This window comes from Marinomonas sp. 5E14-1 (assembly GCF_039939215.1).
GTDB lineage: Bacteria > Pseudomonadota > Gammaproteobacteria > Pseudomonadales > Marinomonadaceae > Marinomonas.
The window spans coordinates 267,315-291,249 of the sequence record NZ_JBDXMW010000001.1 but is presented as its reverse complement, the minus strand read 5'-3'; the positions used below and the strand labels follow the sequence as shown (position 1 = coordinate 291,249).

The following is a 23,935-nucleotide window of genomic DNA, read 5'->3' as shown; positions in this document are numbered from 1 at the left end:
TTTAGAGTGTGAGTGTTGGCAGAATCAAGAAAGGTTCTGCTCAAAATCTTGGTAGTCGAATTCTCTAACCAATTCGATCTCGCCATTTAATTGGCGTACAGCAATGGATGGCATTTTAACACCATTAAACCAGTTCTTCTTCACCATGGTATAACCCGCGGCATCTTGAAAAGACAAACGATCGCCGACTTTTAATGGTGCATCAAATTTAAACTCACCAAAAATATCACCAGCGAGACAAGATTTACCACAAACCATGTATTCATGATTGCCTTCGCACGGCGCCATTTTGGCATTCTCTCGATAAATCAATAAATCCAACATGTGCGCTTCAATAGAGCTGTCGACAACGGCCAGATTTTTACCATTGAACAAAGTGTCTAGCACGGTCACTTCGAGCGTTGTGCTTTTGGTGATCGAGGCTTCACCCGGTTCTAGATAAACTTGGATTCCGTACTTTTCTGAAAAGGCTTTCAAGCGTTGGCAGAATTCATCAATAGGGTAATTGTCACCAGTAAAATGAATACCACCACCTAAGCTGACCCATTTTACTTGCTGGATAAGATGACCAAAACGTTCTTCAATAAGCGTCAGCATCTCATCGAAACGCTCAAAGTTATCGTTCTCACAATTGTTGTGGAACATAAAACCAGAAATGTCATTGATGATGGTTTCGATTTTTTCTGGGTCCCACTCACCAAGACGACTAAAAGGGCGCGCAGGGTCAGCGATCAAAAACTCAGACGTACTCACTTGAGGGTTCACTCGTAACCCACGGACTTTTCCTTCACTGGCATTTTTAAAGCGAGAGAACTGCCCAATGGAATTGAAAATGATTTTATCGGAATGGTCTAACACCTCGGCGATTTCATCGTCCGCATACGCCACACTGTAGGCATGGGTTTCACCTTGAAATTTTGTTTTACCTAGCTTCACTTCGTACAAAGAAGAAGACGTCGTGCCATCCATGTATTCCTGCATAAGATCAAACACAGACCAAGTAGCAAAGCATTTCAGAGCAAGTAAAGACTTCGCGCCAGACTGTTCGCGTACATAGGCAATCTTCTCTAAGTTCTTTAACAGAGCGGCTTTGTCGATGAGATAATAAGGTGTCTTAATCATGGCAATCTGCTTACATGTGAAAACGCGGTATTTTAGAGAAAGGAAAAGGCTTTTTCTAGTTTAAACGAAAGTATTTTAATGGTGTTTTCCGGTGCCTTTCTCTGTCTTAAATAACTTGCTTTGAGGTGTGAATGCTTTTTTGATTATTATGGTATTAGTAGGGTAACTCTTAGGTTTATTTGTATGATTTATAGAAAATATTTATAACTTGGTCTAAGCTTGTTTTGAGCATGTTTAATAGGGAGTGTTAGAGTGTCGATTTTATCCAATCTGAAAGTGTCCCAAGCTATTGTTATAGTAGGTTTTTTTCCTTCTCTTTTTGCCGTTTTTGTTACTGCTCTTTTGGCTCTAGATTTAAACAAACAAGTGAATGAAGGGCTCGTCGCAGAAGATATGGTGAGGTTGTCTGTACTGTTGGACGATGTTGCTCATAATTTTGCGATAGAAAGAGGGCTATCAGCAGGCTTTCTTGGTAGTAAAGGGAGTAAAGGAAAAGAGGCATTATTAGCCCAGCGTAAAGTGGCGGATGAAACCGAAGTCGCTCTTCAAAATGTTAATCCTGATTCCTTTAATATGATGACATTAGAGCAGCTGAATCACGTACGTGATCCGATATTATCTAGGCTAAAAGAAAAGAACGATATTCGCCAGAAAGTAGATCGTTTAGTAACGAATAATAACGCATTTGTCTTTTATTCAGAGGTCAATAGACAGGCGTTAAATGCCATTCAGTTAGTCATGTCAGATATTAAAGACCGAACCATCGCCAAAGCGCTTGAAGCGCGCCTAAGTCTTTTGTGGATGAAAGAGCGTATTGGTCAATATCGAGGCGCTTTAAACGGAGTGTTTGCCGCGCAAAAGACAACCGACATGCGCCAGTCCCAGATTGTTGCTTTTATCGACGATGAACATCATCAGTTGGAACATTTCTATACAGTGTCTTCGGATTGGGAAGCCAATTTATTAAATGAAGCCTTTAAAGATGAGCAGTGGCAAAAGGTCGAAGAAATAACAGAAGAGTTTATAACACTAACGGATGTTTCCTATGTGCAAGGGCCAGAAAACTGGTTTGCTTTGGCAACAGGGAAAATAGCCTTAATAAAATCGGTAACGGATGAAATAGGCTCAGAGCTTCAGGATTTGAATATGTCTTTGACGTCCACGAATAAGCTCTATTTCAATGGCTTAATCATCAGCTTTTTTGCATTGATTGGCCCTATTATCTTCTTAGCTTTTGTTTTAATTCGCTCTATTAATACGCGTGTTCGACTGATTAATTCATCATTGTTAAATGTGTCTGATAAACGTGATCTAGTTTCTGAAATAGATAATTCATCCCATGATGAATTGGGGGAGATCATTCATTATTTGAATTTACATCTAAGTCATCTAAGACGTTCTTTTGGTGTCATGCTTGAGCTTTCTTCTGAATCCAAAGAGTGTATGAGTACTTTAAGCGGCTTTTCTAAGAGCGCTTTGCAGGAAACTCAAGAGCAATTTAATCAAACCGATTTAATGGCGTCCGCGATGGAAGAAATGTCTTTGACGAGTGCTACTATTTCAAAAGACATGCAGATATCTTCAGAGACAACAGAAACGCTCTATGAGCAGAGCACACAAGGTGCTGGTAATATGGAAGCTATCTTACAGTCCATAACGGGCCTTTCTTCGGAAGTGGAAAACGGCCACGAAGCTGTACAATCTGTTGCTAAAAACACAGAGCAAATTAGTACTATCTTAGAGACCATTGAATCTATTGCAGAGCAAACAAACTTATTAGCATTGAATGCAGCCATCGAAGCTGCCCGAGCAGGTGAGCAAGGGCGTGGTTTCGCGGTGGTTGCGGATGAAGTGCGTACTCTGTCACAACGAACGCAAAGTTCAACGGATGATATCCGTTCTATGATTCAATCTCTGATTGGTTCAGGAGACAATGCGTTGAAGTCCATGAGCCAGTGTAAGAAGATGGCTTCTGAGTCTTCTGATATCGTGAATGAAAATGTGTCTATGCTACAAGGGTTATTTGGGTCTATTGAAACGCTAGTCAAAACAATAGATGGCGTCGCCACGGCTGCAGAGGAGCAATCCCAGGTTACGAAAGAAATAAATCAAAACATCCAGAATGTGAGAGACCGATCAGAGAAGATTTTAGATATGGTAACGAAAACAGATCAGGGCGCCAATTTTGCTAAGCAACATTGTCAAAATGTATTAACAGAAGTGGCTTCTTATACGTTGAAATAACGCTAGGTGTTATCTAGTCTGTGATGTTTCAATCAATGCAATGGGCCTCTATTTGGTGTTCTTTAAATTAGGACATAAAAGGAGGCTCATTTTTTGTCTAATGAGGCTATTTACATTTCATGATTTACCTTTACCTCAGAGCTGCATTCCTTTTTTAAAGGACTTTGATTCTGGAGTAATCACGAAAGCGTACCAATATGTATTACTAGAAACCCTCATCCACCGACTCACATTGCTTTCTTTGACAGCAGAAAAGCTCTATAGATTAAAAGATATTCAGGGTATTTTATGGAGAAGTTGTAATGATTGAATTTGACCACGGCTTACCTAAAAGGCCGCAGTATTTACTTTGATTGAGGCTAAGCTGAAAATAGCTGGGAATCTGATATCGTTTTCCTTCGATCAACCGCTTGTAACTCATGGTAAATGCTTCTTTTGTTTGGAAACTTATAGGATATTACCTACTGATAGTTGATCTTTTATCACCGACTAAACCATGAGTGTTGCACTTATTATTTGAATTTTCGTGAAATATTGTGGATTTATATTAATTAAACTGGCTGTAAACGAGAAAACCGACAGCTTTACTATACCTTTCGAAGGAACTAAATAATTGAACGAATTTAAAATTTCTACAAACATAGAAGACTTAGATATCGATCTCGTTTATTCATTTATCGCAAACTCATATTGGGCTAAGAATATCCCATTTGAAGTGTTTGAAAAGTCTCTTAAAAACTCTCTCGTATTCGGCGCTTATGGTGAAAATAATGAACAAGTAGGCTTCGCCCGAGTTATTACTGATAAAGCAACATTTGCTTATCTGTGCGATGTTTTCGTACTTGAAGAATGCAGAGGACTTGGCATCAGTAAATTGATTATGGAAGCAATATCTCAACACCAAGAACTTCAAGGGTTACGGCGCTTCATGCTAGCAACTAATGATGCTCACGGCTTATACGCACAATTCGGCTTTCAGCCAGTGGCGAACCCAGAAATTCTTATGCAAATATGGCAACCAACTGTCTACGAATAAACATGATATTTAGGGAAAGATCTGCCTCCAATTATCATAAAACGTCGACAATGCTATGTTTTCATGGCTTTGATAAACGATACAGAAGACCATGTTGTTCACCTACCAAAATAAGAACAAAACCTCAGTATTGCCAAGTAAACATAGAAGCCTGTTTGTTCAGTATCTTTGCTTTGTAGGTGTGGTTGCTGGCTTTATTCGCTGCGCCATAGCACACATGAAGCGGGATTAAGTGTTCTTCGCGAGGGTGACAAAATCTCGCCGAAGGCGCGGATGACCAATCAATCAGAGCCTGTTTTCGGTTTTCTTCAGAGAGGTTCTTGTCTTCCATAATGGCGGTTAGCCAATCATCAAATTCTATGTTTTTTACATCGGCTTGGTGTGAACCTTTCGAGAAAAAGGCCTTCATATTATGAAATGAAAAACCTGAGCCAATGATTAATATATTGCCCCAATCCAATGTTTGTAATGCCACACCGATTTGAATGTGTAATGCCGCGTCGAGACTTTGCGCCAATGAAAGCTGAACACATGGAATGTCTGCGTCTGGGTACATGATTTTAAGCGGCACAAACAAACCATGGTCGAAGCCACGGTGTTCATCTTGTGTGGCATCAATACCGTGTTTCTGTAAGCTGTTTAGAATGCCATGCGCCAATTCAGGCGAGCCCGCGCATGGGTATTGTATTTGATAGGATTCTTCAGGAAAGCCGTAATAATCGTAGATTAATTCAGGAGAGCGCGCCGATGTGACGGTTGGAATTTGGGTTTCCCAATGGGCGCTTATTACTAAGATGGCACTTGGTTTTCCAACGTCTTTGGCGATTGCTTTCAGAGTCTGGATCATCTCATCATGGCTTGGCTCGTTCAGTAAAGGCATTGGGCCGCCGCCATGGGAAAGATAAACAATGTTGCGATTCGAGGTCATGTTACTTCCTAGTTCGTGACATCATCTCTTCTTGATTCTGGGAAGAGATGATGTGAATGCGTGTTTATGTATTTTTGCTCACAAGCGCGTTGTCTACTGAGTAACGGCCAGCGCCTTGAATCGCTAATGCAAGTGTAGCGGCAAACAGAACCAGTGCGTATTCGTAGCCATTGTTTGACATGAATAACCCATGACTAATGTGAACGCTAAAGATGGCAACCAACATGGTGAAGGCGCTGACTGCGGCCGCTGGACGAGTCAGCAAACCAAGCACCAATGCTAAGCCGCCAAAGAATTCTGCGCTGCCCGCTAATAACGCCATAAAGTAACCCGGCTCAAGCCCAATGCTTGCCATCCATTGTCCTGTTCCTTCTAGGCCATAACCGCCAAACCAACCGAAGAGTTTTTGTGCGCCGTGTGCTGCTAATACAATACCAACGGGGATTCTTAGGATAAAAGCGCTTAAACCTGCGTTTGATTGTAGTAACTTCTGTTTGTTCATTATGTGACTCCTAAGTTGTTCACGAATAAGAAAAGACGGAGCAAAGCGTCTGGCTCAATCTGATTGAGATGTATATTATTGGTTATTATTTAATTGATAAATTGAGTATTTGTTGAGTTATTATTAATAATTTATTTGTAATTGGGTTTGTCATTAAATTGGTTATTTCAGGCGCATAATGGGAGCCATGATGGATCGTATTGAAACAATGAAGGCGTTTGTCACTGTGGCAGAAGAGGGCAGCTTTACCAAGGCGGCGGACAAGTTGCAGCTCTCGAACCAATTAGTGAGTAAGTACGTTTCTCAGTTTGAAGCGCAATTGGGCGTGAGGTTGTTTAACCGAACCACTCGGCGTGTTCATTTAACCGAAGAAGGCGAGCAATGTTTGCAACATGCGGTGAGTATTTTAGAAAGCATTCACGATATGGACAGTTACTTTGGTGAATTGCAAAGCACGGTTTCTGGTCAGCTCTCCATCAGTGCGCCTGTGTCTTTTTCTACGCTTCATCTTTCGCCCTTGATACGGGATTTTAAAAAGCAGTTTCCTCTTGTGAGTGTTCATTTGGAATTGAGTGATCGCAAGGTCGATGTGATCGAAGAAGGTGTTGATGTGGCTCTGAGAATCGGTCATTTAAAGGATTCTTCTTTGATTGCCAAAAGAATCGCGCCGATCAAACTGGCTTTGTGTGCCGCGTCTTCGTATCTGGAGAAAAACGGTTACCCAAATCATCCAGACGATTTGGTTGCCTCGGATTTCCTGCGCTACAGCTACATGGATTTGGCGCCATCAGAACAACCATTAATCAACGCTCTACGGGCTCATGCGCAACACAATCAATCTGGTTTGGTGGCGAATAACGGCGAAATATTGATGACGGCGGCCATCGCGGGAGAAGGTTATATATTGCAGCCTACGTTTATTGTGGGAAAGGCATTGAAAGAAGGTAGCCTGATTCCGATCTTGGAAGATTGCACATTGGATTCTATGGGCTTGTATGCGGTTTACCCGCATCGTAAATTGCTGCCGCCGAAGCTTCGCGCTTTTCTTGATTTCATCGGTTCATATTATGGCGATCCGCCATATTGGGATGATTATTGATTTGCTTTAGATGAAAGGTAGGCATTCACTTAGGTATGAATTTGCGAATGCCAGCCTTTTTTGCGGAAGTTCGTTTGCAGTCTGTGGAAATTTTCTCCTAGAAAACGCTAAATTCCATAATGAATTGACGAAGATAAATTGCGTATGGATTTCACGATAGACAAGGGGACGCCAGTGCTGGTGCTTGGGTTTTCTGGAGAAGGTATGCCTTGGCAGTTCAATTGCAGTTGACCTACTTCACTATCAAATTCAATAAGTGTATTCATGATTGGGCTAATAGGGTCTGCGACCAATCGGACTTTTGTATTGTCGAGTCCAACGGTGGCAAGAGCCAACATGGCGCTGATGTTGCTGCTTTTCGGGAAAATATTGGCAGCTTCACGAGCCGTCCCTTCAAAGAAGCATGTCGGCTTAGTAATAGAGTCTAAATCGATTAACTCTTCAGCACGTGTGCCTTTCCAAGAAATTACAGGTTTTTCTTGAGTAATCATGGCATTGCTTACTTCAGATAAAGAAGAGGCAGACATCCAATCCAAAGCGGGTAATGCACCTGCGGACAATAACATTTGCGCGCCAGATTGTTCTGCTGTTTGTGTGAAGGCAGCGAGTATGTCGTCGTTGGTGAAAAGCCCAATGCTTGATACTAAAAGGTCGATGCCTTTTTCCAGTATGGTAATGCCGTATTGGCTGAGAGATTCTTGGCCTGCGGCTTCAATAACAATATCTGGCTTTGCGGCAAAAAGTGTTTCGATATCATCTGTGATTAATGATTTGAAACGACTGGATTGATCCTTGTTAATGGTTAGGTATTTTTCTTTGTCGCGGCAAACTAAAGCAACGAGTTCCGCGTTGCCTGCTTCGCCTTTTTCGATGCAATTGGCTACATGACCACCAATTGCGCCTAAACCAATAATGCCAACTTTTAATCGAGTTTGTGATTTCATTTTAATCCTTGAGTTGATGTAAAGAGCACCTCATGTGGAATAAGGTGCTGTTTAAAATTTGATGACGGCTAAAAAAGGTAGCTAGGGATTACCAAGCTAAGCCAAGGTACATAAGTAATGATCATTAGGCCGACGAGTAAAATGAGTAAGAAAGGGATACAGCCTTTGAATATTTCAAAAAGTCCCATTTTAGAAATACTGACAGCAACAAATAAGTTCAGTCCGACGGGTGGCGTAATCATGCCGACGGAGTAGTTCACTAAATTGATAATCCCGAAATGCACAGGGTCAATTCCTACTTGCGAAGCGATTGGCGTCATTAATGGCGCTAAAACGATGATCGCAGAAGCACTATCAAGGAAGAAGCCAGCAACCAACATAATAAGATTTAGTAGCGCGGTAATCGCAAAAGAAGAATCGCTTAAAGACAGCACAGCATTGGCTAATGCTGAAGGTGTTCCTGTAATGGTAAGCAACCATGAAAAAGCAGAAGCGCCCGCTGTGATCAGCAACAAAGAACCAGAGATTAAGCCTGTACTTTGCAGTATTTCCCATAAGTCTTTCGCACTAACTTGCTTGTAAATCACCATGCCGACAAATAATCCATAAAGGCAAGCAACCGCTGCGGATTCTGTTGCAGTGAAGATGCCGCTGTAAATTCCGCCAAGCAGAATAACGGGAAGTCCCAAGCCCCAAGCCGAGCCTTTAAAAGCTACTGAGATTTCTTTGAAAGTAGGAAACGGTGTTCTGGCGTATTGTTTCTTTTTTGAGTAAATCATGCAGTAGATGATTAACAGACCGCCAAGCAAAAGAGCAGGTAATATGCCCGCAGCGAAAAGCTGACCGATGCTGGTTGCTGTGACGGAACCATAAATGATTAAAGCGATACTGGGTGGAACAATAGGCCCTAAGGTGCCAGCGGTGGTCAGTAGCCCGATGGCAAAACGTTTGCTGTAACCTGCTTCTACTAAAGCGGGAAACATGATGCTGCCAATGGCAACCACTGTTGCTGGGCTTGAGCCAGAAATAGAGCCAAAGAACAGGCAAGACAAAACAGCCGCAGACGCCAGGCCACCAGGCGCCCAACCTATTAAGACTTGAGCCAGTTTAATTAGCCGAGTAGACAAGCCGCCAACTCGCATTAATTCAGCCGCTAAAATGAAAAAAGGGATGGCCATTAATGAGAAGTTGTTAATACCTGAGAACATTCTCATAGGAACAATGGTTGGGTTTATAGAACCGGCCAATTCCATAGAGCCGATGACAGAAAAAGCCAATGAGCCATAAATTGGCAAGCCAAGTAACAGTAGAATTAAAAACAGCGGAAGTAATAATGTAATCATGAAAGCCTCGGCTTTGGTGAGCGTGATAAATGTTTAAATCAATTCTGTGGCTGGTTTTGTTCAGGCACTTTTTTAAATACGGAATAGATGATTCCTGAATAACGAAACATTTGAAGCAAAGCTGTAATTGGGATAAAGGCGTAAATCGCTGCAATTGGAACTCGCAACGCTGGAGAAAGTTGCCCGCGCGCTAAGGTTGTTAAAAATAAGCTGCCACCAAAATAGAGAAGGGAAGCGGCGAAAATGATTCCTAAAATGGCTGCGACTAGGTTGAACGTTGGTTTTAAGCTCTTTGGAATGCAGGACTTTAAAACGTCTACTGTGATGTGAGAGCCTTTACGAATACCAAGACTTGTACACAGAAAGCTCATCGTAATAATCAAATAAAGAATGGCTTCTTCCGCCCAGAAGATTGAGTCATTCAGGACATATCTGAAAAAAACTTGGGTAATCGTGAGTATCGATGCAGTGGCAAGAATACTGGCGATTAAAAAGCCTTCGATGGTGTCTAAATAGGTATTAATTTTTTCGAACATATTTTTCTCGGAGCATATTTATTAGCCTTTGGAAGGCTGAATACGCTGCCTTGCTTTAAATTGCCAAGGCAGCGCTGGTCATTAGTTCGACTCTATTTCAGCGTATACAACATCCAGTAGATCTGATGTGATGGTGTCGCGGAACTCTTCATGAACTGGTTGGCTGGCTTTAACGAATGCAGCCATTTGTTCATTTGTCAATTCGGTTACTTTCGTGTGTTTCTTGATGTTTTCAAGAGCGGAAGCTTCGAGTTCATTAGTCAATTTACGAGACAAATCACGAGCGTTATTGAAGGCTGTTGTCATAACGGCTTGTAGATCTTCTGGCAAAGAATCCCAAGCTTGTTTATTCACAATAGCAGCGTAACCGTGGTAAGCGTTAGAAGTTAGCGTCATGTACTTTTGTACTTCATAAAACTTCTTACTGGTGATGTTCGCAATAGGGTTTTCTTGCCCTTCGATAACGCTTTGCTGTAGACCATTATAAACCTCTGTGTAAGCCATGGCCGTTGGGTTTGCATCAAAGTTGCGGTAAGTACTTAAAAGGATCGGCGACTGCATCGTTCTCATTTTGATGCCTTTAAGATCTTCTGGCTTCTCAATTGGGCGAACGTTGTTTGTCATGTGGCGGAAACCTGCCCCCCAGAAGTTTACGGCATGCATTTCATGGTCTTCTAACGTGTCTAAGATTTTACGACCCGCTGGACCGTCTAATACTTTCATCATTAATTCTTGTGAAGGTAATAGGAAAGGTAAGTCTAGAATTTGTACTCTTGGCTCAAAGTTACCTAGTGTTGCGGTTGGTGGAATGGCAATTTGTACCAAGTTCATTTGTAGCTGTTCGATGATTTCTACATCACCACCTAATTGTGCTGCTGGTAGGACATTGATGTTGATACGACCATCGGACTTGTCTTCAACCTCTTTTTCAAATGCTAAGGCGGCTTGTCCGTTAGGCGTTTCGTCGATTAGGACGTGAGCAAACGTGAAGTTGTAATCTGCTGCGAAAGCAGATGATCCTAGTAATAGTGCCAATGTGGTGAGTAATGGTTTTTTCATCATGAGTTACCTATTTCAAAAAATATGATTGTGTATAGATTCTGATGAATGCTCAGAGGTTCTATGTCGAAGTTAAAAATTAGGCTTGCGAGGGTTTAAAAACAATAGCATTTTGGTTACATGGGTTGTAAAAAAAATTACAATGAAGTTGGCCAGATAAAAGCCTTTCGCTAGGAAAGTTTTGAGCAGTTAAAGTTAATGCACTTATTTTGTGCCTTTTTAAAGGCTTTGCCCTATTTTAGATAGGTCTGATTTTGCTCTGAACTATAGGCTAACGTTCATTATATGAAATAAAATTTACAGCTTGGCTTGTTTGTTAAGATTCTTTTTGCACCAAAAGTGTGCTTGGTTAGAATGCATTAGATGATGAGATATCTGTCATGGCATCTTGTTTTTCGTTTTTTGTGGAGAGCGAATCGTGAATGAAAATTTAGATTTACTGGAAATTAATTGGAATGATCTAAAATATTTTTTAGCGCTGTGGCGATATGGGCGCTTGTCTTTGGCGGCAACTAAGCTTGGTTGTACTCATGTCACTATCGCAAATCGTATTGAGCAATTAGAAAAGGCGATCGATACTCGACTGTTTTATCAGAACAGTAAAGGATTCCATTTAACGAAAGCAGGGGAGAATTTAATTCCTTATGCAGAAAAGTGTGAGCGTACTTTACGTTTGGCGAATGAGAACTATCGTAGCGGCAAAGAAATTCGCTCGAAAATCCGCATTGGTGTGACAGAAGGCTTTAGTAATTATTATTTGTCTGATCGGCTGCCAATGTGGGTGAAAGGCAAAGACATTGATATAGAGCTTATTTCATTGGCTGGCGCTACTTTGATCACCAGTGGTGAAGTGGATATCAGTATTACAATCGGGCCTCAGAAAGGTTCAAATATCATTCAGAAAAAGCTGACGGATTATACTTTGGGCTTATTTGCTGCCACTGAATACTTGTCGATGAATAAAAGTATTAAGGCTCAGTCCGACCTTGAGAATCACTCTTTTATTGGTTACATCGAAGACCAAGTGTTTTCGGATTTGTTGAAGTATCAGAATGAAATCGCGCCTGACTTGCAGTTTATTTATAAGTCGACAACGATTCATACTCAGCGAAAAGCAGTGCGATCTGGCTTGGGTGTTGGCATTTTGCCGCACTTTGTAGCTTATGGTGACCCTGTCTTGTCGCCGGTTTTGCCTGACTTTTTATTGCATAGAGAGCTGTGGATATCCACCAGTAAAGATTTGCATCAGTTTAAAGATTTAAAGCTGACTTGGGACTTTATTCTGAGCGCTTGTGCGGAAGAGAAATACCGCTTTATTGACCGAAAGGTGCTGTCAGAAAGAGAGTGATGTCAAGCCTTCTGTGGTGAGCGGAAACATCCGAATGACGATAAGCCGCTTAACCATGTTATTTATAAGGATATTGATAGCTAATGCATTGATTGTGTTGGCTGTTTTTGTTTTAGTGAGCACCTCGGTTTTATCTGTTTTATAAGATTTAAGGGACACCCTTGTATGTTGATTTTAATAGTTGGGTTAGTGATATTTTTTGCAGTACACAGTGTGCGTTTGTTTGTTCCTGATTGGCGAAAAATGGCTGTGACAAAAGCAGGCCTGATGAGTTGGCGATTGCGCTTTGGGATGTTGTCTTTATTGTCTCTTGGTTTTATTGCTATGGGGTATGGCCAGGCTCGTTTAGCGCCCGTTTGGTTGTGGTTTCCACCAGTACACATGGCGCACGTTACGAGTCTATTGATGCTGGTGGCGTTGTTTTTATTGTTTGCTTCCATCGTTCCGAAAACCATGATGAAGAAGGTGACAGGTTATCCAATCTACCTTGCTATTAAAGTCTGGGCGTTTGCGCATTTGTTGAGTAACGGTAATTTAGCGGATGTGCTGCTATTTGGCAGTTTCTTGGTGTGGGCGATCGTGAGTTACGCGGCTTTCCGTCGTCGTGACCGCAAAGCAGGCGTGAAAATAGAAGAAGCTAGCCTTCGATTCGACCTTGTTGCGCTGACTTTTTCTGTTGCTTCTTGGTTTACCATTATCATTTTCCTTCATGAAGCAGTGATTGGCGTTGCGCCTTTTCACTAAATGCAATTTGTTAATTAAAAAATATATTGTTAGATAGAGTGTGATTATGCCTTTACCGCCTTGTATGAGCTGCCAATCTGAATACGTTTATCAAGATCAGGAGCTTTTGGTTTGCCCTGAATGTGGCTTTGAGTGGAATCCTGTTGCGTTAGCAGAAGAGGAAGTTGTTAAAGTTCAAGACGCTAACGGCGCTTTGTTAGCCGAAGGAGACAAAGTCACGCTGATTAAAGACTTGAAAGTGAAAGGTAGCTCTCAAGGTTTAAAAATTGGCACTAAGGCCGTGATCAAGAGAGTTCATGATAAAAAAGATCATCAGTTGGATTGTAAGCTAGACGGCGCAGGTGACATGATGATCACCGCTAAGTATGTGAAAAAAGCGTAAACCTAGCAAGGAATCTAGTGCTGTTTAAAATAAGGATTAAAATCTAAGTAGCTTTAATCCTTATTTTTGATGTTATTCAGTAAATGCGCTTATAGACATTACTCAGCAGAGGAACGGATTTACCGTAGATTATCTTCACCAGAACCAAGAAGAGTTCGCCTGTGGCTATGGAATCTGCTAACGCATTGTGTGCCAAATAAGGCGGTAAGTTGTGGCGCTCACGAACGGCAGCAAGCTGATAATCACCAGTACCTGTGTCGTTTTTGTTCCGTAATAAAGACTTTTCTAAGATGAGAGTGTCTAGCCAAAGTAGCGGTAAAGAATCCAATCCATAGCGTAGTTTCACATAAGCATCGATAAAACTTTTTTCCACAATCGTACCGTGAGCGATTAAGATTTTTCCCTTCATCGCGCGAAATAAATCGTGCATGGCTTCATCAAACAATTGCCCTTCACTGAGCATTTCGGGAACGATATGGTTGATCACCGCGGCTTCTGGTTTGACGTACTTTTCCGCTTTGATGTAGGTGTGAACCGATGTGCTGATGTCTACCAGCATGTTGTGGATTTTCAAGTGGCCGATACTGAGAATACGGTCTTTCTTTGGATCTAAGCCTGTTGTCTCTAAATCGAATACTAAAAACTCCAGCTCATTTAGCTTAGTTTCTGGCAAAGGGTAAGGCTCGCTTAGTAACTCGGCAATGGGTGTAGGCAGCTTACCTTCTTCGACTAAGGCCTCACGTTTTTTTTCGAGCTGATGAATAGGGTGAAAGCGGTTGAATAAATTCTTCACAAAAATTAAGCCCCACTGAATTTAAGTCTGGCTGCATCTTGCAGGTTAGAAATAATGCGGAACGCGTCTTTTAAATGTGTGCGTTCAAAGCTACCAAATGATTGGGGGTCTATATTACTGTTTGGTTCGTCACCATTTCTTAATGCCTCAAATTGGTGTGTGAAACGTAGCTGACAAATAAAGCGATAAGTACCAATGATGTTTTTCAATGCATCTTCGCTGAGGACTTTCTTTTTATGAGCGAAGCGGAATCGCTCTTCTGTATTAGTTGACGTACAGCCAACGGAAATGCCGTAAATTCTCGCCAAATCCACCACCAAGGTAATGGCGTATTTCTTGATATTGAGTGTGTTGCTGTTTTCGCCGCCTTTTTCCAACACCAAATTGTTGAAAATGCCCAAAGGTGGAGACACAGATGTTGCGTCGTTAATGAGAATGCTCAAGAAGTTTTTGTTTTGGCTAATGAGTTTATGAAGGTGTTGATGAAGAGTGTCACAAAATGATGCTTCCCCATAAATACTGCGAGTTTCCAAAAATACGCTGGCGTTTAATAAGGTGTTATGGTCTGGCGTTGTAATCCAACCCTGATAGTATTTTTTCCAAACACTGAGTTTTTGCATCCATTTTGGGTTAGACGCCATAAAGTTCCCAGAGCACAGAGTAAAGCCGCATTTTGCGAGAGACTGGCAAACAAAATCCGCCATTTCTTTGAAGTACTCAAGGTCTTCTTCTGTGGCTGAATCTTCGATAATCAAAGCGTTGTCTTGGTCGGATGAAATATGGATTTCATTTCGAGCATGGGAACCTGCGACAATCCACGAGTATTTGCAGGGTGCTGGACCAAATTTTTCTTCTGCAATTTGTAGAATACGACGGTTGTAAGCGTCGTAAATCATTGCCATAACTTGACCGATAATTTCTGATCGTACTTTACCTTCGACCAAAGCTTCAAAAATGGCTTGGCGTTCAGACGTCAGTTCTGTCAGTTTCTCAATGGTTTTGGTGCGCTTCATCGTGTCGATAAGGAATATTGCTTGAACACGGTTTTTTTGCACCATATCAAAAGGTGTTATCAAACCGTGAACCTTATGGCCACTTACAACCGGAAGGCTACGAATGTTGTTTTGCATCATCAAGGACGCTGCTGTTAACACTAAGTCATTTGGGCCAACTGTCAGAGGGGATTTTGTCATCACATCACTAATAGGGTTATTAATGCTGACGCCTTCGGCTATTACTCGTTTTGTTAAATCTCGATCTGTGATAACACCGACAATTCGACCTTTATTCTTAATGACTGCTGTGGAGGTTCTCACTACATTACGCATTTCATGGGCGACTTCTTGAATTGTCATGTCAGATGTCACAACGGCTGGAAAAGTAGTGGAGATTTCGGAGACTTTTTTTACAAACAAGCCTTTGTCGTTGTCGGACCAGACAACATTGAGAGCATTTTGAATCCGTATTTGTGCTTGCGATGCGAAGTGTTCTGCGTATTCTGGGTGTTCTTCCAGTAATTTTTGTAGTGCTTCATGGGGAATCAAGTAGAGCAGAGTTGATTCAGTGGCAATCGCGCTGTAGCTTTCTTCTCCGTCGGCATGGTCATCTAAAAATGTAAAACCGAATAAGTCCTGTGGGCCGAGCTTTGCTCGTAATACGCCATTTGGCTTTCGCTGCTCCATGACACCAGTACGAATAATGTACAAATAACGCTTTGGATCACCTGGGTAGAAATCGATCTTTTCGCCACGACTCAAGTAGCTAATGCTTACGGAGCCTGCGATTTTCATTTGTAATTCGGGAGGTAATTTATCGAATGGATCTATGTTGTGTATGAATTCAAGGATATTAGGCAGTAGAGATTGAATCATAAAAGGCACCAGATGACGGCCGTTTCGAGACCATAATATTATTTGTATGATGATATATACTATACCTAAATGGCAGAATCATCATCTAAATGATTATTGCAGTTTGTGTTCATTTCCCCATCCGGTGTTTCCATTTTCCTGTTACTATATTGGGTTCTTTTTAGCACCATTTTTATGCTCATTGTTTAATCAGGAGTGTAGAAGATAGTCGCTTGTATTATCCGAATTGAATGATAGGTAAAAATAGAATGATCTGCGGTTTCGATTATGGAACATCTAATTGTGCGTTGGGGTTATCTCAAGACGCGATAATTAAACTCGTGCCTTTAGAAGGGCAACACACATTTTTACCTTCTACCTTGTATGCGCTAGACCGTGATTTGATCACGGAGTTTGTAGGGCGAAATATGCAGGAACAAGGTGCTCGCCAAGCCTTTGTTTCATCTCGCCAATCGACTCTTGCTCGTGCTCAAAGAGCACGTCGTGAAGAAGACATCAGTGACAGTGATCAGACTTTGTTTTTTGGTCGAGCAGCGTTTGAAGAATACTTTGAATGGCCGGAAGACGGTTATTTTGTAAAGTCACCTAAGTCTTTTCTGGGCGCAACTGGATTGCGTACTGAGCACATTAACTTCTTTGAAGATGTTGTTGCGGCCATGATGCAAAACATCAAACAAAGGGCAGAGCAGCACCTTAGGGATGAGGTTACTCACACTGTGATTGGCCGTCCGGTGAATTTCCAAGGCATTGACTCTGAAGCCAGTAATCGACAAGCATTGGAAATACTGACTGTCGCAGGAAAACGAGCGGGCTTCAAGGAGATAGAGTTTCTGTATGAACCTATCGCCGCGGGTTTGGATTTTGAAACCAAGCTAGAAGAGAATAAAACGGTTTTGGTTGTGGATATTGGCGGTGGTACAACCGACTGTGCCATGGTCAGAATGGGGCCAGAATACCTCAATAAAGAAGATAGATATGCGGATTTCTTAGGTCATACGGGTGAGCGTGTGGGTGGTAACGACTTGGATATTCGTATTGCTGGCAAGCATCTTATGCCTTTGTTTGGTATGGATGCTTTGCTGAAAAACGGTTTGCCTATGCCGACACAGCTTTATTGGAACGCGGTAACAACCAACGATGTATCCGCCATTGCCACATTCAACAGCATGGATACAAAGCATCAAATTGAGCAGCTGCGTTTAGATGCCGAACAGCCTAAGTTAATCGAACGCTTTTTACGGATGCGAGAAGAAAAACACAATTATCATATTGTTCGAAATGCTGAAGAAGCCAAGATTGCTTTGTCAGATAGTATGAACCATAAGGTGCTGATGGATTACATAGAATCAGGATTAGCACAAGATATTAGTCGTGATGGACTTGCGTCATCAATTGAGCCGCCGCTTGAAAAGATGTTGAAATTAATGGCATCGGCGATTGAGCAAGCGGGAGAACAACCTGATTTGATTTACATGACAGGTGGTTCGGCTAAGTCTCCAGTTATTCGTGATGCAATACAAAAACGTATTGGTGATGTGCCTGTTTTGGATGGCGATCACTTTGGTAGCGTTGCCGCTGGTTTAACGGTTTGGTCTGATCGTATTTTTAGGTAAATCTAGGATCTTGTTAGTTATCGCTTTTTGAACTAGCGTCTTGCAAATCAGAGTCTTGGTTATCCTGCGGCGCTTTTTCTGGTTTTCCGTATAACCAACCCTGATGGTATTTGATGTCGATCAGATCTAGTTTTTTCTTATCTGTGTCATCTTCTACACCTTCTATGATGCAAGGCATTTTTAAAGTGTCGAAGACTCTTACTAAGGATAGGAGCAACTCTATGTTTTCAAACTTCAGTACGCTCTTGTCAATTTTAATGAGATCAAATTCAAACTCGAAAACGTAAGAGAAGTTTGAAAAGCCCGCACCAAAGTCATCGAGTGCAAAGCGATATCCCAGTTCCCTGAGCTTTCTCATAGCTTCTTTCACTTTAAGGCGATGCTTGAAAAGGTCTTCATCCTCTGTGATTTCAATGATGATTTCTTTCCTAGAGCTAAGTGCTACTTTAGATAGGTAATGGATTAATCTATCATCTACGAGATGTTTAGCAGACAAATTGACCTGAAAGTTTTGACAAGTCAATTGTGCTTTTTCTTCTTCCAGTTTATCGAGCTGTTGTAATGTGTGTTCAACATGAAGATTGTAGTGCTTTATGTTTTTTATAATGCTGAGTGCATTATCGTGCCCTTTTGCTCTTGTGAAAATTTCATAGGAAAAAACTTTACCGTCACTTGCGTCTATGATGGGTTGATATACATTAAAAAAATCTCCCCGCATGATTCTTCTTTTGAGGTTGGATCTATCCAAAGTAAATATCAAATATGGGGTAACCAATAATTGAAAGAGAGCAAAAGAAAGAAGAAAGGTCGAAGCATAGAATAAACCAGAGGTGTTCACTACCGCTTTATATTGATAAACATAGGACAGATTGGAAATGAAATTAGAAGGAGTTTCTTTCTCCATTGGTTTTAATGACAAGTTGTTAGAATCGGTTGAGAGTTTGACACTCTGTAATAGGTTTTTGGTCGATGGGTGTTTGATTAAAGCGTTGAACTCATAATCATCCACCGTTTTTTTGATAACAAATATTTTCTCTTCATACATGTTTGAAGTGTGAGGGCCAGAAAATAAAAATCCATCATGATTCTTTGGCTTTCTCATCTGAAGGTTATTATTTCCCCAAGAGTTACAAACCAACATGCCTTGGCTACTTTCATTCTGAATAATGCCCAGTTCTATAACACCATCAATATTGAATATAGACTTCCTCATAAACATCTTTAAGTTGTCGGAACAGATCCCATTATAGAGTTCAGCTGTTTGATTAAGAGTGAGTGTGATGGATTGGAAAAGGCTTTCTAAGAAGGCAATTTGCTTTTGATTCTTTGCTATTACCAAACTGGATTCGTTTGAAGACAACCGTCTGTTTTCTACTTCTCCGAGTAATAACGAAAGCATTAAAGCGCAAACTAGGCTTATTATGAGGATTTTTGCTTTTTTCAAAGAAATTATCGCTTCCATAATACAAACAGCTTATTGATTTGTCTAAATATAAAACAATATCGCTTTTGTTGTTCTAATGAAATGTAAATTTAGCGATTTTTATTTTTTATTTTAATGAGACGCGATATCAATCCTGCTTCATAGAAAGAGAGGATTGGATTGCTTAAATGTCGTTTAAAAAGTATTCTTCTTCGATTGGCTAATGGGCTGCTTGCTCAAGATCAATTCTTGTAAAGGTGTCAGTTTTTTACTGGTGAAACGGGAAATAGGTACGTTCTTAACAAAGCCTATACTGCCCCCGCAACGGTGTGTAAGTTGTGTGTTTCAGCTTGATTCCACTATTTTAATGGGAAGGAATGAAGTATTTAAAGCACATATTGAATACTTATGAGTCCGGAGACCGGCCTTTATTGATTAGGATATTTCACTTATTTAGCTGAGTGAAATATCCGCTTATTTGATTTGTACGGGTGAGTATGAATCCTATTCGGGAAACACATTATGCATATTGAACCAGGCGTCGTTGATGGCGCAAAAATTGTTTTAAGTTACGCAACTGCTTTTGCTGCCCTTGGGCTTTCCGCTAAAGCATCGATCGAAATGATCAAAAAAGACGGTCTTATGTCTTTAATTGGGCGCAGTGCTCTGACGACCTTACTTGTTTTTGTTTTCTTTGAAGTTTTACCGCACCATGCTGTTGGTGTATCAGAAGTTCACTTTATTTTAGGCTCGACGTTATTCTTGATGTTCGGCCCAGCCGCCGCTGCGATTGGCTTGAGTTTGGGCTTATTGGCGCAGGGCGTGCTTTTCGCTCCTTTCGATTTGCCTCAATACGGCATGAATTTAACAACCTTGTTATTGCCTTTGTTTGCTATGGGCGCGGTTGCGCGTCGTACGATTGCCGAAAACACCGCCTATGTAGACATCAGCTATAAGCAAGCATTGCAATTATCCTTGACCTTCCAAGGTGGCATCATTGCTTGGGTGGCTTTCTGGGCCTTTTATGGACAAGGTTTTGGTGCAGAGAATATGAGCTCTGTTGCGACCTTTGGTTTGGCTTACTTGAGCGTGGTATTGCTTGAGCCTGTTTTGGATCTTGCTGTCCTTGCAGGAGCAAAAAGCTTGAATCGCTTTAAGTCGTCGTCATTGCTTGAAACACGCTTGTTTAGCTAAGTGTTAAAACGCTTTTAAAACGGCCAAGTGATTCGATTACTTGGCCGTTTTTTTATGGTGTTCTACTATCTTGGTGCGAGCTTAGGTGGATTCTATCTTGATCCATTTTGGCAAGTGAATGGCTGGACGGGCGTTATCATTGGCTCTTGGCTGGTATCGGCTTTTGTCGCGGTGGCGTGTATGAGTTTAATAAAAGACAAGAAGCGGACACTACAAGTAGAGGCTTTTAAATAAATATTGTAAAGTAGCGCCTTGTATTTCGAACAATACTCCCTGGATCAGCAGACAGGGTATAACTGAGCTGGCTATTTGATTAAATCATTATTCAAAGGAGCCTGTTTATGTTTGATAACACTGCAGCCAAGAAAACACCTCAATTCTCCCTTTCAAATTCCAATAAAAGAATCTGGATAAAGCATCCTTTGGCCTGTTTTACGGGTAATGACTCAGACGCTCGCGGTGGCATAGTCATTCAAGGCTCATTGATTAAAGAAGTTCTTAGCTTGGGAAAGTCCCCATTAGAGCCAGTCGATGAAGTGTTTGATGCTCGTGAACTCGTGGCTTTACCTGGTTTGGTGAATACTCATCATCACTTTTATCAAACCCTGACACGAGCTTGGGCACCTGTGGTTAATATGCCGCTTTTTCCTTGGTTAAAAACCTTGTATCCAGTTTGGGCGAAGTTAACCCCTGAAGCCCTTTCACTGGCCACTCAAGTTGCGATGGCGGAGCTACTTTTATCAGGCTGCACAACAGCGGCGGATCATCATTATCTTTTCCCAACGGGCATGGAAGACGCCATTGATGTACAAGTGGAAGTGGTACGCAAACTTGGCATGAGAGCCATGCTAACTCGTGGATCGATGAGTTTGGGTGAAGACGAAGGCGGCTTGCCCCCACAACACACAGTGCAAAATGGTGACACTATTTTGGCAGATAGTCAGCGTTTGATTCATCAATATCATGAGCGAGGAGAGGGTGCCCAAGTACAAATTGCTTTGGCGCCTTGTTCACCTTTTTCTGTGACCCGTGAAATTATGATGGATAGCGCTGTGCTTGCTAAAAAAGAAGGCGTTCGCTTACACACGCATCTGGCGGAAACATTGGATGAGGAAAATTTCTGTTTGAAGATGTTTGGCTTACGGACGGTTGATTATCTGGAAAGTGTCGGTTGGTTAAACAACCGAACTTGGTTAGCTCATGGGATTCACTTTAACGAGGAAGAGATCAAACGGTTAGGTGCAGCTGGAACAGGTATTTGCCATTGTCCGGTTTCCAATATGCGTTTGGCGTCTGGGATTTGTCCAACCTTAGAGTTAAGTCAAGCGGGTGTTACCATTGGTTTAGGTGTTGACGGATCAGCGTCTAATGATGCTTCCAATATGATGTATGAGGCGCGACAGGCGTTATACTTGCAACGACTGAAATATGGCGCTGAGAAAATTACTCCAGAGCTTGTATTAGGTTGGGCGACAAAAGGTTCGGCTAACCTTCTTGGCCGTTCTGATATTGGTGAAATTGCCGTGAACAAACAAGCGGATATTGTGTTTTATAAAATGGACGAACTGCGCTTTTCAGGTAGCCACGACCCTATTTCTGCCTTGTTATTGTGTGGTGCTGAAAAAGCAGAGCATGTGATGATCGGCGGGCAATGGCGAGTTCAAGAAGGGAAAATTGTTGGCTTGGATATTGATAGCCTGATTGAAAAGCATAAGGCGCTTGCGAAAGCTTTAGTTGCAAGCTAAAACCTGAGCCTAAGTTGGACATAGTGTTCAACTTAGTTTTTTTTGCCGTTACGACTTTGTAGGAACCTGCTGTGTAATGCAGTGAATATTGCCACCGCCCAATAAAATATTACGAGTTGGGATACCAATAACATTATGACCTGGAAAGGCTGTTTGCAATATGGCTTTGACCTCCTCATCATGCACTGGATCAAGTAAGGGAAATATCACCCCTTGATTACTGATTAAAAAGTTTGCGTATGATGCGGCTAATCGTTCACCTACTTGGCGTTCCATAGAGTCGTTAGGTGCAAGACCTTGAGCTTCTTCATGAGCTACATAAAGAGGCCCAGGCATAGGTAATTTGACGATTTTCAGAGATCGTCCTTTTGCATCTTTTGCTTGACTTAATGCCTTGTAAGCCGCTTGGCTAATGGCGTATTGAGGGTCTTCTGGATCATCGCAATAGGTTAAAGCAACAACGCCGGGGCGAACAAGGTGCAAAATATTGTCTATATGGCCATTGGTTTCATCATTATATAAACCTTGTTTCAGCCAAATAATGGTTTCGACATTGAGATAATCTTTTAGCAAATTTTCGATTTCAGCTTTGCTTAGATTTGGGTTCCTGCTCGGGTGAAGTAAGCATTCTTCGGTTGTATAAAGCGTGCCTTCGCCGTCTACATGTATGGAGCCGCCTTCTAGAATGAGCGGTGCATTATAAAAATCATCATCTGTGACTTCAACCATTTTTTTGGCAACTTCATTGTCTAGTTCCCAGTTCTCATAAAGGCCGTCTAGTTTTCCCCCCCACGCATTAAACTGCCAATTTATCGCACGGCGTTCGCCGTTATTGTTGATGACGTATGTGCCACCAATATCGCGCATCCAGCTGTCATCTGATGGTATTTCTATTAGGTTGATGTTGTCAGGAATGGCTTGGCGGGCTTGCTCAAAATCGTTAGGCCCAACAATAAAAGTCACTGGAGTGAATTTAGATATAGCCGATGCTACATTGATAAATTCCTTTTGAGCATATAGACCCTCATGTCGCCAATTGTCTCTTCGAACCGGCCAAGCCATCCACACTTGGTCTTGAGGTTCATGTTCGCCGGGCATATGAAAAGCGTCGATTTTAGGTGTTGTGTCTAATGTTTTGCTCATTATTTGTCCAGTTTTAACATGGCGTTGGATTTTTCCAAAAGTGTATCCATGAACATAGTTGAAGAAAAGTGAATTTCCTAATGATTTATTGATGATTATGCCCAATCGACGTTAATGTGCTTCATAATAAATAAAATAATATAAAACATAGAAACCAACTGATTTAGAGAGGCAAAATGAGCACTTTAAAAGAGCAAACAGAAGCGAAAGTGGCAGCTGGTCGTGCAGCTAATCCTGAATTTATGAAGGGCGTAGATGAAGCCATTGAACGCGCCAAGCAATTTGAACAAGGCTCCGATGCTCTTGCATTAGGAGCAACTGCACCTAATTTTGAACTGCCGAATCAAAGTGGAGAAGCAACATCTTTGGCTGATTTATTGGCAAAAGGCCCAGTCATTGTGACTTTTTACCGTGGTAGCTGGTGCCCATATTGCAACCTGCAATTACGAGCACTGCAAGCTCGTTTAAGGGAATTCAATGATCTGGGAGCCGAGTTGGTAGCTATCAGCCCACAAGTGCCAGATGATTCACTGAGCAAAGACGAAATCAGCCAAATGGCTTTTCAAGTATTGTCCGATCAAAGTGCAAAAGTCGCCGTGGAATATGGTGTGGCTTGGGAAGTGCCGGAATATCTAGTAAACCACATGAAAGTTGACCGTGGGCTGGACCTGGAGGCGATTAATAACGGTAATGGTAACGTATTACCCATTCCGGCAACCTTCGTTATTGACCGCGATGGAAAAGTGGCATGGCGCTTTGTAGATGTAGACTACAGAACTCGTTCAGAGCCTGAAGACATCATCGAAGCTTTGAAAAAACTGGCTTAAAGAAAACAGAGCATTTAAGGGTGTGATTCTCTTAAATGC

Annotated in this window: 21 protein-coding genes, 1 pseudogene and 1 riboswitch; of the genes and pseudogenes, 11 read left to right on the top strand and 11 right to left on the bottom strand. The window is 41.7% G+C overall.

The window, feature by feature from the left end:
- Positions 1 to 24 precede the first annotated feature (24 nt).
- The gene (nspC, locus tag ABFY09_RS01350; protein ID WP_347982495.1) at positions 25 to 1,122 is read right to left on the bottom strand and encodes a carboxynorspermidine decarboxylase; all 1,098 of its coding nucleotides are present in this window, start codon (positions 1,120 to 1,122) and stop codon (positions 25 to 27) included.
- A 252-nt stretch (positions 1,123 to 1,374) separates the two neighbouring features.
- Here nspC and ABFY09_RS01345 point away from each other — a divergent pair, with 252 nt between their 5' ends.
- Both ABFY09_RS01345 and ABFY09_RS01340 read left to right on the top strand, forming a co-directional pair.
- Positions 1,375 to 3,366, top strand: coding sequence for a methyl-accepting chemotaxis protein (locus ABFY09_RS01345; RefSeq protein ID WP_347982494.1), 1,992 nt, complete (start codon positions 1,375 to 1,377; stop codon positions 3,364 to 3,366).
- A 613-nt stretch (positions 3,367 to 3,979) separates the two neighbouring features.
- Positions 3,980 to 4,402 carry a GNAT family N-acetyltransferase gene (locus tag ABFY09_RS01340; RefSeq protein ID WP_347982493.1) on the top strand — a complete coding sequence of 141 codons (423 nt, stop codon included), beginning with the start codon at positions 3,980 to 3,982 and terminating at the stop codon, positions 4,400 to 4,402.
- 124 nt (positions 4,403 to 4,526) lie between these two features.
- Here ABFY09_RS01340 and ABFY09_RS01335 read toward each other — a convergent pair whose 3' ends face one another.
- A complete protein-coding gene (locus tag ABFY09_RS01335; protein WP_347982492.1) occupies positions 4,527 to 5,330 on the bottom strand; it encodes a class III extradiol ring-cleavage dioxygenase in 804 nt (267 codons plus the stop codon).
- Positions 5,331 to 5,394: 64 nt separating this feature from the next.
- Entirely contained in the window at positions 5,395 to 5,832 is a 438-nt protein-coding gene (locus ABFY09_RS01330; RefSeq protein WP_347982491.1) for a DoxX family protein, read from the bottom strand.
- A gap of 187 nt (positions 5,833 to 6,019) precedes the next feature.
- Here ABFY09_RS01330 and ABFY09_RS01325 point away from each other — a divergent pair, with 187 nt between their 5' ends.
- Positions 6,020 to 6,931 carry a LysR family transcriptional regulator gene (locus tag ABFY09_RS01325; RefSeq protein WP_347982490.1) on the top strand — a complete coding sequence of 304 codons (912 nt, stop codon included), beginning with the start codon at positions 6,020 to 6,022 and terminating at the stop codon, positions 6,929 to 6,931.
- A gap of 107 nt (positions 6,932 to 7,038) precedes the next feature.
- Here the strand turns inward: ABFY09_RS01325 and ABFY09_RS01320 are convergent, their stop codons facing one another.
- The 4 genes from ABFY09_RS01320 to ABFY09_RS01305 all read right to left on the bottom strand — a co-directional run bounded on the left by ABFY09_RS01320 (position 7,039) and on the right by ABFY09_RS01305 (position 10,816).
- Entirely contained in the window at positions 7,039 to 7,875 is an 837-nt protein-coding gene (locus ABFY09_RS01320; RefSeq protein WP_347982489.1) for an aspartate dehydrogenase, read from the bottom strand.
- 68 nt (positions 7,876 to 7,943) lie between these two features.
- Positions 7,944 to 9,218 carry a TRAP transporter large permease gene (locus ABFY09_RS01315; protein WP_347982488.1) on the bottom strand — a complete coding sequence of 425 codons (1,275 nt, stop codon included), beginning with the start codon at positions 9,216 to 9,218 and terminating at the stop codon, positions 7,944 to 7,946.
- 38 nt (positions 9,219 to 9,256) lie between these two features.
- Positions 9,257 to 9,754 (bottom strand): TRAP transporter small permease, encoded by a 498-nt coding sequence (locus tag ABFY09_RS01310; protein WP_347982487.1) that lies wholly within the window; start codon positions 9,752 to 9,754, stop codon positions 9,257 to 9,259.
- A gap of 81 nt (positions 9,755 to 9,835) precedes the next feature.
- Positions 9,836 to 10,816, bottom strand: coding sequence for a TRAP transporter substrate-binding protein (locus ABFY09_RS01305; protein WP_347982486.1), 981 nt, complete (start codon positions 10,814 to 10,816; stop codon positions 9,836 to 9,838).
- Between the two features lie 415 nt (positions 10,817 to 11,231).
- On the opposite strand from ABFY09_RS01305, the gene ABFY09_RS01300 reads away from it, so the two are divergent.
- The 3 genes from ABFY09_RS01300 to ABFY09_RS01290 all read left to right on the top strand — a co-directional run bounded on the left by ABFY09_RS01300 (position 11,232) and on the right by ABFY09_RS01290 (position 13,287).
- Entirely contained in the window at positions 11,232 to 12,161 is a 930-nt protein-coding gene (locus ABFY09_RS01300; RefSeq protein ID WP_347982485.1) for a LysR family transcriptional regulator, read from the top strand.
- A 165-nt stretch (positions 12,162 to 12,326) separates the two neighbouring features.
- Positions 12,327 to 12,905, top strand: coding sequence for an NnrU family protein (locus ABFY09_RS01295; RefSeq protein ID WP_347982484.1), 579 nt, complete (start codon positions 12,327 to 12,329; stop codon positions 12,903 to 12,905).
- Positions 12,906 to 12,951: 46 nt separating this feature from the next.
- Complete coding sequence (locus ABFY09_RS01290; protein WP_347982483.1) at positions 12,952 to 13,287, top strand: zinc ribbon domain-containing protein YjdM; 336 nt, start codon at positions 12,952 to 12,954, stop codon at positions 13,285 to 13,287.
- 76 nt (positions 13,288 to 13,363) lie between these two features.
- Here ABFY09_RS01290 and ABFY09_RS01285 read toward each other — a convergent pair whose 3' ends face one another.
- Together ABFY09_RS01285 and ABFY09_RS01280 are read right to left on the bottom strand one after the other, a co-directional pair.
- On the bottom strand, positions 13,364 to 14,080 hold the full coding sequence (locus ABFY09_RS01285) for a 3'-5' exonuclease (protein ID WP_347982482.1): 717 nt from the start codon (positions 14,078 to 14,080) through the stop codon (positions 13,364 to 13,366).
- A gap of 5 nt (positions 14,081 to 14,085) precedes the next feature.
- Positions 14,086 to 15,951 carry a DUF294 nucleotidyltransferase-like domain-containing protein gene (locus tag ABFY09_RS01280; RefSeq protein ID WP_347982481.1) on the bottom strand — a complete coding sequence of 622 codons (1,866 nt, stop codon included), beginning with the start codon at positions 15,949 to 15,951 and terminating at the stop codon, positions 14,086 to 14,088.
- Between the two features lie 248 nt (positions 15,952 to 16,199).
- Between ABFY09_RS01280 and yegD the strand changes: the two genes are divergently transcribed.
- A complete protein-coding gene (gene yegD / locus ABFY09_RS01275) occupies positions 16,200 to 17,564 on the top strand; it encodes a molecular chaperone (RefSeq protein ID WP_347982480.1) in 1,365 nt (454 codons plus the stop codon).
- Positions 17,565 to 17,577: 13 nt separating this feature from the next.
- On the opposite strand, the gene ABFY09_RS01270 is transcribed toward yegD, so the two are convergent.
- Positions 17,578 to 19,026, bottom strand: a complete 1,449-nt coding sequence (locus ABFY09_RS01270) for an EAL domain-containing protein (protein WP_347982479.1) — start codon at positions 19,024 to 19,026, stop codon at positions 17,578 to 17,580.
- A gap of 199 nt (positions 19,027 to 19,225) precedes the next feature.
- A riboswitch (cobalamin riboswitch) is annotated at positions 19,226 to 19,432 on the top strand.
- Positions 19,433 to 19,509: 77 nt separating this feature from the next.
- Here ABFY09_RS01270 and ABFY09_RS01265 point away from each other — a divergent pair.
- From ABFY09_RS01265 to ABFY09_RS01255, 3 genes and pseudogenes are all read left to right on the top strand, one after another.
- Positions 19,510 to 20,181 carry an energy-coupling factor ABC transporter permease gene (locus ABFY09_RS01265; RefSeq protein WP_347982478.1) on the top strand — a complete coding sequence of 224 codons (672 nt, stop codon included), beginning with the start codon at positions 19,510 to 19,512 and terminating at the stop codon, positions 20,179 to 20,181.
- A 51-nt stretch (positions 20,182 to 20,232) separates the two neighbouring features.
- Positions 20,233 to 20,415, top strand: a pseudogene (locus ABFY09_RS01260) (MFS transporter); the annotation flags it as partial.
- A gap of 107 nt (positions 20,416 to 20,522) precedes the next feature.
- Positions 20,523 to 21,926: an 8-oxoguanine deaminase gene (locus ABFY09_RS01255; RefSeq protein ID WP_347982477.1), complete on the top strand. Its 1,404-nt coding sequence runs from the start codon at positions 20,523 to 20,525 to the stop codon at positions 21,924 to 21,926.
- A gap of 48 nt (positions 21,927 to 21,974) precedes the next feature.
- Here the strand turns inward: ABFY09_RS01255 and aguA are convergent, their stop codons facing one another.
- On the bottom strand, positions 21,975 to 23,069 hold the full coding sequence (gene aguA / locus ABFY09_RS01250) for an agmatine deiminase (protein WP_347982476.1): 1,095 nt from the start codon (positions 23,067 to 23,069) through the stop codon (positions 21,975 to 21,977).
- 176 nt (positions 23,070 to 23,245) lie between these two features.
- Between aguA and ABFY09_RS01245 the strand changes: the two genes are divergently transcribed.
- Positions 23,246 to 23,896, top strand: a complete 651-nt coding sequence (locus ABFY09_RS01245; RefSeq protein WP_347982475.1) for a peroxiredoxin-like family protein — start codon at positions 23,246 to 23,248, stop codon at positions 23,894 to 23,896.
- Positions 23,897 to 23,935: the final 39 nt, after the last annotated feature.

Bases quoted from the DNA above. Each gene is read 5' to 3' on its own strand.
- nspC (WP_347982495.1), bottom strand. From the start codon at position 1,122: ATGATTAAGACACCTTATTATCTCATCGACAAAGCCGCTCTGTTAAAG.
- ABFY09_RS01335 (WP_347982492.1), bottom strand. From the start codon at position 5,330: ATGACCTCGAATCGCAACATTGTTTATCTTTCCCATGGCGGCGGCCCA.
- ABFY09_RS01330 (WP_347982491.1), bottom strand. From the start codon at position 5,832: ATGAACAAACAGAAGTTACTACAATCAAACGCAGGTTTAAGCGCTTTT.
- ABFY09_RS01325 (WP_347982490.1), top strand. From the start codon at position 6,020: ATGATGGATCGTATTGAAACAATGAAGGCGTTTGTCACTGTGGCAGAA.
- ABFY09_RS01320 (WP_347982489.1), bottom strand. From the start codon at position 7,875: ATGAAATCACAAACTCGATTAAAAGTTGGCATTATTGGTTTAGGCGCA.
- ABFY09_RS01315 (WP_347982488.1), bottom strand. From the start codon at position 9,218: ATGATTACATTATTACTTCCGCTGTTTTTAATTCTACTGTTACTTGGC.
- ABFY09_RS01310 (WP_347982487.1), bottom strand. From the start codon at position 9,754: ATGTTCGAAAAAATTAATACCTATTTAGACACCATCGAAGGCTTTTTA.
- ABFY09_RS01305 (WP_347982486.1), bottom strand. From the start codon at position 10,816: ATGATGAAAAAACCATTACTCACCACATTGGCACTATTACTAGGATCA.
- ABFY09_RS01295 (WP_347982484.1), top strand. From the start codon at position 12,327: ATGTTGATTTTAATAGTTGGGTTAGTGATATTTTTTGCAGTACACAGT.
- ABFY09_RS01290 (WP_347982483.1), top strand. From the start codon at position 12,952: ATGCCTTTACCGCCTTGTATGAGCTGCCAATCTGAATACGTTTATCAA.
- ABFY09_RS01280 (WP_347982481.1), bottom strand. From the start codon at position 15,951: ATGATTCAATCTCTACTGCCTAATATCCTTGAATTCATACACAACATA.
- yegD (WP_347982480.1), top strand. From the start codon at position 16,200: ATGATCTGCGGTTTCGATTATGGAACATCTAATTGTGCGTTGGGGTTA.
- ABFY09_RS01270 (WP_347982479.1), bottom strand. From the start codon at position 19,026: ATGGAAGCGATAATTTCTTTGAAAAAAGCAAAAATCCTCATAATAAGC.
- ABFY09_RS01265 (WP_347982478.1), top strand. From the start codon at position 19,510: ATGCATATTGAACCAGGCGTCGTTGATGGCGCAAAAATTGTTTTAAGT.
- ABFY09_RS01255 (WP_347982477.1), top strand. From the start codon at position 20,523: ATGTTTGATAACACTGCAGCCAAGAAAACACCTCAATTCTCCCTTTCA.
- aguA (WP_347982476.1), bottom strand. From the start codon at position 23,069: ATGAGCAAAACATTAGACACAACACCTAAAATCGACGCTTTTCATATG.
- ABFY09_RS01245 (WP_347982475.1), top strand. From the start codon at position 23,246: ATGAGCACTTTAAAAGAGCAAACAGAAGCGAAAGTGGCAGCTGGTCGT.